The organism is Chryseobacterium takakiae, from assembly GCF_900129385.1.
Classification (GTDB): Bacteria; Bacteroidota; Bacteroidia; order Flavobacteriales; family Weeksellaceae; genus Chryseobacterium; species Chryseobacterium takakiae.
Window position 1 is genome coordinate 24,015 of sequence record NZ_FQVO01000015.1, and the last position, 10,949, is coordinate 34,963.

The 10,949-nt window shown below is 35.2% G+C and carries 9 protein-coding genes; 6 read left to right on the plus strand and 3 right to left on the minus strand.

Features of this window, described 5'->3' with window-relative positions; all coding sequences use genetic code 11:
- Nucleotides 1–82: 82 nt before the first annotated feature.
- Nucleotides 83–424, plus strand: coding sequence for a response regulator transcription factor (locus BUA76_RS16240; RefSeq protein ID WP_228408501.1), 342 nt, complete (start codon nucleotides 83–85; stop codon nucleotides 422–424).
- Nucleotides 425–658: 234 nt separating this feature from the next.
- Here the strand turns inward: BUA76_RS16240 and BUA76_RS16245 are convergent, their stop codons facing one another.
- Nucleotides 659–1,843: a GAF domain-containing sensor histidine kinase gene (locus tag BUA76_RS16245; protein ID WP_072885849.1), complete on the minus strand. Its 1,185-nt coding sequence runs from the start codon at nucleotides 1,841–1,843 to the stop codon at nucleotides 659–661.
- A 270-nt stretch (nucleotides 1,844–2,113) separates the two neighbouring features.
- On the opposite strand from BUA76_RS16245, the gene BUA76_RS16250 reads away from it, so the two are divergent.
- Nucleotides 2,114–2,779, plus strand: a complete 666-nt coding sequence (locus BUA76_RS16250; RefSeq protein ID WP_072885850.1) for a hypothetical protein — start codon at nucleotides 2,114–2,116, stop codon at nucleotides 2,777–2,779.
- Nucleotides 2,780–3,612: 833 nt separating this feature from the next.
- Complete coding sequence (locus BUA76_RS16260; RefSeq protein WP_072885852.1) at nucleotides 3,613–4,248, plus strand: hypothetical protein; 636 nt, start codon at nucleotides 3,613–3,615, stop codon at nucleotides 4,246–4,248.
- Nucleotides 4,249–4,334: 86 nt separating this feature from the next.
- Here BUA76_RS16260 and BUA76_RS16265 read toward each other — a convergent pair whose 3' ends face one another.
- Both BUA76_RS16265 and dinB read right to left on the minus strand, forming a co-directional pair.
- Entirely contained in the window at nucleotides 4,335–7,391 is a 3,057-nt protein-coding gene (locus BUA76_RS16265) for a DNA polymerase III subunit alpha (RefSeq protein ID WP_072885853.1), read from the minus strand.
- Nucleotides 7,392–7,405: 14 nt separating this feature from the next.
- A complete protein-coding gene (gene dinB, locus BUA76_RS16270; protein ID WP_072885854.1) occupies nucleotides 7,406–8,548 on the minus strand; it encodes a DNA polymerase IV in 1,143 nt (380 codons plus the stop codon).
- A 61-nt stretch (nucleotides 8,549–8,609) separates the two neighbouring features.
- On the opposite strand from dinB, the gene BUA76_RS16275 reads away from it, so the two are divergent.
- The 3 genes from BUA76_RS16275 (at nucleotide 8,610) to BUA76_RS16285 (ending at nucleotide 10,945) form a co-directional block, all read left to right on the plus strand.
- Nucleotides 8,610–9,389 carry an XRE family transcriptional regulator gene (locus BUA76_RS16275; protein ID WP_072885855.1) on the plus strand — a complete coding sequence of 260 codons (780 nt, stop codon included), beginning with the start codon at nucleotides 8,610–8,612 and terminating at the stop codon, nucleotides 9,387–9,389.
- Between the two features lie 479 nt (nucleotides 9,390–9,868).
- Nucleotides 9,869–10,231: a DUF6876 family protein gene (locus BUA76_RS19555; protein ID WP_072885856.1), complete on the plus strand. Its 363-nt coding sequence runs from the start codon at nucleotides 9,869–9,871 to the stop codon at nucleotides 10,229–10,231.
- Between the two features lie 246 nt (nucleotides 10,232–10,477).
- Entirely contained in the window at nucleotides 10,478–10,945 is a 468-nt protein-coding gene (locus tag BUA76_RS16285) for a hypothetical protein (RefSeq protein WP_072885857.1), read from the plus strand.
- Nucleotides 10,946–10,949: the final 4 nt, after the last annotated feature.

Here is a 10,949-nt window from a genome sequence, read left to right on the forward strand (position 1 = left end):
TTGGATTTTATAATCGTTCATAAATATTTTATAAAGCTTAATTGGTAAAAATTGATGACTTACATGACTGAGAAAGATATTCATTGTTGAAGATGATCAAGGAATCAGGGAAATATTAGAAATCTTTTTGACTTCTGAAAATTATGATGTTGAGTCATTTGGCTCGGTAAGTGAATTTATTCATAGGGATAGTACAGTGACTCCTGATCTTTATTTGTTTGATGTCATGCTGCCTGATGGCTCGGGCATTGCTCTATGCCAACAAATTAAATGTAATACACATTATGTAGGCGTTCCTGTAATTATAATGAGTGCTCATGCTCATTTAGGCCATATCAACGATATTTGTCAGCCCGATGATTTTATTTCAAAACCTTTCGATATTGAAAATGTACTGGAAAAAATTGAGAACATTTTTATATAACAGGTTAATTCTATCTACTGAATAGTATGATTTGCTTATATAAGACCTTAATATATTCAGGAATTCTTAATTCATGTTTCGAAATTTAGAGAAATATTTTTTTAAAAGTGTTTCATTTGGGCTATTCTTTTTGATTGAATAGAAAACATTATTTTACTTAAGTGCTTTGCTTCATACATGTATATTGATTGTAATTCAAAGATTCTCTTACTTTATTAGATATTGCAAGATATTTTATTGATTAAATTGAAACGTAAAACAAGTTTCTTTATCCGTTGAGTTAACTAAAATCCGGCCATTATGTGCATTGGCTATTTTGCTTGCAATATATAAACCTAAACCAAGTCCCTCTCTACCTTTATGTACTTTTCCCCTGGAAAAAGGCTTGAATAACTGTTTTTCTGTTTCGGCAGAAATTTTTTCTCCTTTATTGATGACACATAACTCGAAAAAATTTGATTCGCTTTTTGCAATTACATGAATTGGATATGCTTTTGATCCATGGGTTATGGCATTTCCCAAAAGATTAGAAAATAATTGCGCAATGCGTTTATAATCTCCATTAATTGGGTAATTTAAATGGAAATCTGTTAATATTTCTCTTTCAGGATGTACTATTTTGAGTTCGGTTATGATCTGATGAAGCGTTTTTTGAAGATCAGTATCATTCTCATAATTTAATGTAATTCCGCCTCCTAAACGTCCGCTGGCAAAATCAAGGATATTGTCAATTAGGCCCCTCACACGGATAGTGGAATCCTGTATAATTTTGGCTAATTTTAGGTTTCTTTCATCTAAAGATGTTCGTAACATCAGCTGCGATGCATTGGAGATCGCATTTACCGGATTACGAAGGTCATGTCCCAAAATAGCGATAAACTGCTCTCTTATTTCTGCATTGTTTTGCTCTTCTTCCAATTTAGCCTGTGTCTCGCTTAAGTTTTGAATGGATTCCAGATGAAATGTAATTAGCTCAGCAAACAGTTTGAACATATCAATAGTCTTCTCGTTATTGATTAGAGCAGGATTAGGGTCGATGGCACACAGTGTTCCGAAAAAACTTCCGTCTGTAAAAAAAATAGGAATGGAAATATAGCTTTGCAAACCATATATTTTAGGGGTATGGTGATCTGAATACATTTTATCTTTAGCAACATGATCAATAACAATCTCTTTTTGTTCGTCTCTTACCTGCTGACACAAAGTAGTCTCCACTTTAAGTTCTCCTCCCACTCCAAGTCCGAAATTGATTTTATCATTAACTGCACATGCAATCCAGCGGTCTTTTGTAACTCTTGCGACTGCCGCAAAACCCATTCCAGTTGCACTGCAGATCACTTCAAGTATTTTTTTTATAACAGGAATCCTATTAATTTGTTCTATATCATTTTGGAAATGTATATCTTTTATATCATTCATATAATTGATGGATGTAGTCTTATGCGGCTCAAATGAGCGTAATTATTTTAATGATTAAAGATATTAAATAATTTAGGGTTATTTGTGATAGTACAAAATATAGATACTAAATTGGTGAGTTATAAAATTCTCAAAAAAAAATTATAATTATGATAATAGGATTAGATATTGGCGTTTCATCTACGAAAGCCATTGCATTTAACCTGGAAGGTAATGTTTTAGCAACATACAGTATATCTTATTTTAAATCTCACAAAACGATAACTAACAATGCTTCCAATAGATATATTTAAAATCATAAATTCTGATGAATATAATAATTTAAATAATTATTTAATATCAATTGAAAATTTCTTAAATATTGAGTTGAAAAAAATTAGCGATAACCAAGAAAAATTAACAGGAGTGCAAGAAAATGTAGAAAATAATAATTATTCGAACGAAATTGAATTGTTTAATGAATGGCGCTATTATTATGGGACAGTATTCACTAGCAATTTTAGGATTACACTTTTAAGTCTAATAATTTCCTCACTTGAAAATATATTAAAGGATATTTGTTATCAATATAAAATAATTAAATATTCTTCTTTTGATATTAATGACCTAAAAGGAAATAGTGATATTGAAAAAGCTAAAGTATATCTGACTAAAGTTTCAAATAAAAACATTGGAAAAATTCCTAAATGGTCAGAAATAAATGATTATAAATTTATAAGAAATAAATTTATTCATCAAAATGGAAGAGTCTCTAGTAAATCAAGCGATGTGGCTCAACTTAGGACAATTTCAGCTAAATACCAGGGTATCAAACTATTTGAAAAAAATGATGAAATAAGAATTTGGATAAGTGATAAAATTTTTTGTAAGAACGCACTAAATGATTCATATAGTTTTATAAGCAACCTCATTGATGCTTTAAGAGATGATCAATAAGTCCTTATAATTGTACATTTCAGAATCAATCAAGTCTAAAATGATTAAAAATTAGATATTTGTAAGGCTTTTTAATAAATATAAGTAATACCCAATGAAATCATTTTTTATCCCTAATTACACTAAACTTGTTGAGAAAAACTATGAAAATTTAAAAAACTACTTTTTGCATCAACCACGCTATTTTTTCCATTAACAAGTTTAAGAAATGAGATTTTTACAGAATTTACAGCTTGAATGATTTCAAACGGCAATTTTAGGAACAAATCATTTTTTAGAAAGGATGATAAAGTTTGCTTTAATTGAAAAACATACTTTGGGCTTAGATTATTCAAACCATGAAACATATAATCAAAAAACTTTAGGAGCTGTTGATTATGATATCCATTTTTTTGATCCTGTTTTGTGTACTGATTAAATGAGTGAAGAGTATAAACAGTATATGTAATAGTTGCTGAATGTTTGGTGTGTTTTGTAAAATTTAGATATACTAAAAAGTTTCACAAAACGCTTATATGAAATATTAGGAGTAATAATTTTTATTTGATGGTTCAATCAAAGAATAATCATATACTAAAAGAGAATAATCTAAATCTTTAAAAGATCTAAAGATCTGCAAGAAAGTTATCATTGTTTGTTTATTTCAATATCCAAAATATATACTTTTCTGTAATATTATTTTGCTGAATGTTTGGAGTGTTTATAAATAACATTTTTAACTTATTATTTATCAGAAAATATTGATTAAAAAAGTTATATAACCAATATATTCAATTTATTCATTATTCCTTATATCATAAAAAGTATATATATTTGATTAAACTTTATAACCGATGAAAAAAATAATTCATATTAGTACAAGACATGAAGAGCTTGGAAACTGTAATTCAGATGAGTTATGTAAAATAATTTCAATGATCAATCCAGAAGTTATTTTTTTAGAATCTTTAAACAATACTTATTCTGCTTATTCACAAGAGACATTTAAAAATTTTGGAGTTTATCACAATAAATTAGAAATTCAAGCCCTTCAAAAATACAGTAAAATTGGAACTTTTAATTATGTTCCTGTACTTAAAAATGATATGTTGAAAGCATTTGATGAGAAATATGCGTTTGTTTGCAGGAATGTAGAATTTCAGAAAATACTTGATCTCTATAACTTGGAAGTTGAAAATGGCGGATTTAAGTTTTTAAATAGCGAAAATTGTATACAGCTTCATGAAAATATGCGGAAATTTGAAAACAAAATTTTAAATAATTATGAATTGAGTTTAAATGCAGATACAGCTATTGATATTTATGAAAACGAAATGCTAAGCAATATTTATCAGTATTGTAAAAACAATCATTTCAACGATGGTATATTTATATGTGGCTCTGCGCATAGGAAGTCAATTATTGAGAAGACTGTAAATAATTCTCTAAATGAAAAATTTGAAGTTAGATGGGAAACATTGGAATTGTAGATTTATGGATTCCTATCAGCTTATACCCCCAAAACGATAATTATAATTCTAAATAAAATTACACTCACAAAATGATCCGGTTTATTCTATAATCTCATTTTCTGCCTTGGCAGACCAATCTCCTGTTCTTGTGGATAGGGCTTTCTTTGCGTCATGCTTATATCTTCACGAAGCATTCCTGCAACCTCCAGTGATTTGGACCTGTCCATAGAATATCGAGGGTCCGGAATAAAAGGCATCTTGGCCATTTTATGAATGGTGATCGTCGGAAAATGAAAGTCTACTTCGACAGTCCCCAATAGCAGATAGCATCCGCCGCCCTGAAAAGGATATTCTTCCAGACAATTGGGAAAATGCGCCGTGTCAAAATATTCACCTTCAGCATCAATCCAGGTTCCAAAGAACATAGCTCCTTTTTTAGTAGGAACGTGCTTTCTGGAGATCAGATATGCCAGCATCTTAACCTGTTGTTTGTGAAATTTGGTAAGATCTTTCGCCATCACACTGCCCCGGTATTTTGTCTGTAATAAATCAAATGGGCTGAACGATACAGGGAAACCAAGGATCTCAATCTCGTCAAAGGCATCTTCAAACGGATCTCTTTCGATGGCAGGAAGCTGATATTCTTTCGTGGCTTCTTCAAGCAGGGTTAGCTGCCTGTTATCCGGTCTGTGTCCTGCCATCAGAAACCGGGCTTCAATGAGAAGCTCATGCTTTTGTTTTCCGGTAAACCTGAAAGCACCGATAAATATCAGGATCTGCAAGGTTTCAATACCGATAGGAATCCTTTTGAAAAAATTCTCCAGAGAAGTAAAGTTTCCATGATCTTTTCTTTCTTCCGGAATCATCTGTGCAATCCTTCCTTCCAGTCTCTCAATATGCATCAAACCCAGATATACATCTGTACCATACACTGTTGTCTTGAACTCACTGAGGTTAACACATGGATTATGAATGATAGCACCGGACATTTTCGCTTCATGGACATAGACCTCTGTACGGTAAAATCCACCCCCGTTATTAATGGCACAAACCATAAACTCAATAGGGTAGTACACTTTCAGATATAAGCTCTGGTAGCTTTCGACCGCATAAGAAGCCGAGTGTGCTTTACAGAAGGAATACCCGGCAAACGATTCGATCTGCCGGTATACTTCTTTTGACAACTGTTCGGGATGCCCCAATTCCTTACAGGATTCAAAAAAATGGTCCTTCACTTTCTGTAATGCGGATAGTGATCTGCCTTTGCCGCTCATGGCCCTGCGCAGAACATCGCCGTCAGTTGCGGAAAGTCCACCGAAGTGCAAAGCTATTTTGATGACATCTTCCTGGTAAACCATAATACCATAGGTTTCCCCTAGTTCCTGTTCAAAGACATCATGAAAATATTCAAACTTGTCGGGATTATTATGCCTGAAAATATACTCCCGCATCATCCCGCTCTGCGCTACACCCGGGCGGATAATGGAAGAGGCTGCTACCAAAACCTTGTAATTTTTACATTTTAATCTTCTCAAGAGCCCCCGCATTGCCGGACTTTCGATATAAAAACAGCCTATCGTCTTACCTATGCTTAGGAATTCATTGCACCGGGCTTCATTTTTGGAGAGGGTCGTGTCTTTGATGTCCACGGTGATTCCTCTTTTTTTCCGGATCAAATCTACCGTATCTTTGATGGTCCCCAAACCTCTCTGTGAGAGAATGTCAAACTTTTCAAGACCAATGGATTCTGCAGTATGCATGTCAAACTGGACGATCGGAAAGCCTTTCGGCGGCATCTCCAAAGCTGAATAATTCGTAATTGGTTCTTCAGATATCAGGATCCCGCAGGAGTGCATGCTTCTCTGGTTAGGGTATTTCTCCAGCATTTTTCCGTAATAATGCACCGATCTGAAAACGGAATTGTTATCATGCTGATCCATTGGCTTTCCGGCTAGGACATCCAGTTCGTCCTTCGGTAGGCCAAAGGCTTTTCCTACCTCCCGGAAGATCGACCGGTATTTGAATTCTACATTGGTCCCGCAGAAAGCCACATGGTTTTTGCCGTATTTCTTGAAAATATATTCAAGGATAACGTCCCGGGTTTGCCAACTCCAGTCAATGTCAAAATCAGGCGGAGTTTTACGATTGAGATTTAAAAAACGCTCAAAATACAGATCCAGTTCCAAAGGACATATATCGGTGATACCGATACAGTAACTCACAATAGAATTGGCACCGCTGCCACGGCCGACGTGCATAAAGCCCATCCGATTGCTGTATTGGATAATATCCCAAGTGATCAGGAAGTACCCACAGAAATTAAGCTGGTCAATAACTTTCAATTCCTTATTAACCCTAGCGACCGCATCGGAATTTCCATCGGGGTATCTTTTCTTCAGCCCTTCAAAGGCCAATTGTGTCAACAGCTCAAAATCCTGTTCCTTACTGTCGGTAAAATATTTTTTGTTCTTAGGAGTGGAAAAGTCGAAATCAAAACTGCAGCTGTTGACCAGGTATTTTGTATTCTCAATGATTTGGGGATAGGGCTTATAGGAATTCAGAAGCTGTTTTTTGTCGGTAAAGGTTTCTGTGCTTGTACAGTAATCCCTTTCTGAGAGTTTACTGATCAGGGTATTTCCATCGATCGCCCTTAAAATCTTATGCAGCTCGTATTCTTCCGTACCGTCAAAAGTTACGGGGTGTAGGATAACCATCTTTGTAATCCATTTTTTCATTTCAGGTCTTACTAAAAGATTCAGTTCATCCTGTCTGATCCCGATAAACTCATTCTCACGCAATATTTCAGGCATGTTGTTCAAAGGATAGATTATATAGGTATGCTCAAATGATGGGTTTATTCTGGGAATAGCGATGTTGTCACAGTTGTAACCGGTCAATAGCCTGTTAATTTCAGTGATTCCCATAGCATTCTTAGCCAGGCAGATATAATACAGCTCATTTTCCGCTCTGATTTCTGCACCGACGATGGGTTTGATATGATGCTCCTGGCACAGTCTATAAAAATCATATATCCCCGTGACCGTATTGATGTCGGTCAAAGCCAGTACTTTAATATTCAAATCCACGGCCTGCCTCACCAAATCCTCTAGGGAAATAGTGCCGTACCGAAGGCTGTGATAAGAATGGCAGTTGAGAAACATAGGATGAAGATATTTTATTTTAGAAAACCGGATGCTCTTCCCACACTCGATGCCCCGAACCTGTTCTTGATCCTGTCCATGGTTTGGTATAAAGAGATCAGTTCTTCAGTATCCTCGAACAGATCCATTTGATGACAGCCATGAACAAGACCGGTAAAACGGACCCCGATTAACCGGATTCGAATTCTCCGAGTATATACTTTATTGAACAGTTCAAGAACAACACGAAGTAGGGTATGATCGGCAGAGGTATACGGGATCCTGCATTGCTTAGTTTCCGTATCGAAATTGGAATACCTGATCTTAACGGTTACCGTTGAAGTCAGCCACTTTTCCTGCCGCAGCTGAAAGGAAAGCTTTTCCACCATTCCGGAGAGGATGCTTCTGATCTGTTGTACATCGATCGTATCCTCTGAAAACGTATCTTCGGTGGATATGGATTTCCTTTCGGAATAGGGAACTACTGGCGTGTCATCAATACCATTAGCCTTTTTCCAAAGTACCGTTCCATTTTTTCCAATCAGTTGCTGAAGCACTTCCACAGGCATTTCAGAAAGTGTCTGTATGGTTTTTACGCCTAATCTTGAAAAAAGATTAAACGTCTCGGTCCCAACCATCGGAATCTTCTTGATGGACAGCGGATTTAAGAAGTTCCGGATATGAGGAGCACTGACCTCTAATCTTCCTGTCGGCTTTGATTCACCCGTTCCGATCTTGGAAACGGTCTTGTTGGTAGAAAGAGCAAAGCTGATCGGTAGCCCCGTATTTTTAGTGACGGCATCGACAATTCCATTGGTCCACTGATAACATCCGAAGAACTGGTCCATTCCGGAAAGGTCAAGGTAAAATTCATCGATACTGGCCTTTTCCAATACCGGAACTTTTTCCTGAATCACTTCGGTCACCAGATGTGACATATTGGAATAATATTCCATATCTCCTTTAATGACCTTTGCTTCAGGACATAATCTTAATGCCATTTTAATCGGCATCGCACTTCGGACACCGAAATATCTCGCTTCATAAGAGCATGAGGCGACGACCCCACGGTCCCCGCCACCTATAATGACAGGCAGTTTCTCCAATTCGGAGTTCTTCAGCCGTTCACACGAGACGAAAAACGTGTCAAGGTCCATATGTGCAATTGCTCTTTCCATGGTACAAACTTAGTCACGTTTTTAAACAAAAGTTGTATATTTGTTGTCATAAATTATGACAATGTCGATTTTTTCAGATAACATCGTGTTTTTGAGAGGTCAAAAAAATCTGTCTCAGCATAAGCTGGCGGAGGAACTAATTTTGACCCGCTCAAGATATGTCTCTTATGAATATGGGGCAGCAGAACCGCCTATAGAGGTGCTGATAAGGATCTCCAAATACTTTAACATCAGTATTGATCTCCTAGTCACGGTGGACATCAGGAAGTTTCCTTTGGAGGAAATGGTCAATCTTCCCGGAAATAAAATCCTGTTACCTGTTGTAGTAGATCCAGAAGGAAACAATTATATCGAAATTGTCCCTCAGAAAGCATCAATGGGTTATCTGAAAGGATACAGTGATCCTGAATTTATTGAAAGTCTTCAGAAAATGCAGCTGCCCTTCTTAAAGAACGGGAAGTATCGGGCATTTTTAGCGGATGGCGATTCCATGCCACCTTTTGCCGACCAGTCGATTATTATCGGGGAGTATGTTGAAACACTGGAGAACCTGAAGATAAACAAAGAATATATTTTTGTTACCAGAGAAGGCATCACCTACAAAACCTTTCTGAAAAGAACCAAAAAGTCTATTATGGTATCAGCGGACAATTCATTGTATGAGCCGTACAACATTGCCCTCGAAGATATTGCTGAAATCTGGCGTTACGTCAGAGGCATACTTCCCCAGGATTATAAGCCCCACACACTTCCTGACGAGACCAACCTAAAACATCTGGTTGAAGAAGCAAAAAGAAGCATCAGCAACCTGGAAAGCAGCATTCTGAAATTAAATCATTAATACCCCAAACATTCAGCAAAAGATTCTTTGTATTTAACAAGTATAATTTTCCTTATATTTAGAATGATCTGCTTTGCTCAATATATGTTTATTAATTTTAAAAGAAATATTTACTATAACTGTAGATATTGCTTATTAATATTGCTGAATACTTGGTGTTGCATTTTAAAATAAATTAGTTATATAACTAATTTATTCAAAATAATTAATTAGTGTTTTATAGTACAATTAATATTTTTATTATTTATTGATATTTTCATAAATTCGCAGAATAACATTTACGGAAAAATTAAAGCATTTGCTTTTCTTGTCAAGGAAACTGGTAATTTCAAATGAACACAAGAAATATGCAATGCTCATGCTACGGCGTGGGCGTGTTTATTTGTGTTCGGGTATACCAGTGCCTCTTGACAGTAAACATAGCTTCACGCTTTTTTTATTACCCGTTAATAAAAATCTAACTAACCATCAAATCAGGCATGACAAAAAGAATTAAAAGAAGAAATTCCGCGAATGAATTATATGATAATTATACTTTTCCTCAAAAGTTAATTCAATATCGAAATGGGATTCATATAACAGAGGGGATTTATGATATTGTCCACAATGAAAACTTTTCCCAAATCATAGACATTATTTGCCGACATAAGAAGAATTTCGAAGTAGAAATTTGGAAGTTTTCTAGACAACATGAGAACAGGTTTACTTTAATGGCAAGTAATACACTGAATATTCCTTTTCTTAAATTGGAGAATATAGAAGCAGATTTCTATTTTGATGATCTAATCTTAATAAAAAAGAATAGGTTAATATGTTTGCCTATAGAAGAAAATCTGTATTAAGCTGTCTTATATAAAAATATGGGGTTTTTACGGATTGACAAAACTTTACCAATTAATTAGCTTAGCTCCCTTTAAAATAATTTTAGTTTTTAAAAATGGCAAATGTTGATCAAACCAATTATTTTATAATTGATAGAAATTATATTACGACAACTATTGTCGTGGCAGTCAAATACCTTTGTCTTCTAAATACTAATTACTTCCCCATAATAACCATAAAATAATAGTAATATATATAATTTAAACATGAGAAAAAAAGTATTTTCGCTATTATCTCTTTTAATAGCCTTTTTGGGATTCTCCCAGACAACAGTGTATTTCAAATATGACGAAGCAGGAAACCAACGATATCGAGGTCCTGATATTAATGGTAAACAAGCGTCTAAATCAGTTACAAACCCCGAATCGAAGAGCGCTTCTGTAAATCAACCATTCCTGGTTGACGAAAAGACATTCTGGAAAAATGTTCGATTGTACCCGGTGCCGGTCAATGACATGCTTACCATCGATTGGACTGATGAATTAGACCAGCTGATCGAATCAGTTTCGCTTTATCAGCATAGTACTGTGCACTGGAAATTTCAGCAGCAAAATTTACCAAGTTTAAATAAACAGCTTAAAATTAATATGACAGGCTATGACTGGGGCGTTTATGTTATACGCTTCACCTTAAAGGACGGAAGAATTTTCAGCAAAAACATCACCAAAAGATAACACA

Coding starts and splice junctions, on each gene's coding strand:
- BUA76_RS19555 (WP_072885856.1), top strand. CDS start 9,869: ATGACAAAAAGAATTAAAAGAAGAAATTCCGCGAATGAATTATATGAT.
- BUA76_RS16275 (WP_072885855.1), top strand. CDS start 8,610: ATGTCGATTTTTTCAGATAACATCGTGTTTTTGAGAGGTCAAAAAAAT.
- BUA76_RS16265 (WP_072885853.1), bottom strand. CDS start 7,391: ATGTTTCTCAACTGCCATTCTTATCACAGCCTTCGGTACGGCACTATT.
- BUA76_RS16250 (WP_072885850.1), top strand. CDS start 2,114: ATGCTTCCAATAGATATATTTAAAATCATAAATTCTGATGAATATAAT.
- BUA76_RS16245 (WP_072885849.1), bottom strand. CDS start 1,843: ATGAATGATATAAAAGATATACATTTCCAAAATGATATAGAACAAATT.
- dinB (WP_072885854.1), bottom strand. CDS start 8,548: ATGGAAAGAGCAATTGCACATATGGACCTTGACACGTTTTTCGTCTCG.
- BUA76_RS16285 (WP_072885857.1), top strand. CDS start 10,478: ATGAGAAAAAAAGTATTTTCGCTATTATCTCTTTTAATAGCCTTTTTG.
- BUA76_RS16260 (WP_072885852.1), top strand. CDS start 3,613: ATGAAAAAAATAATTCATATTAGTACAAGACATGAAGAGCTTGGAAAC.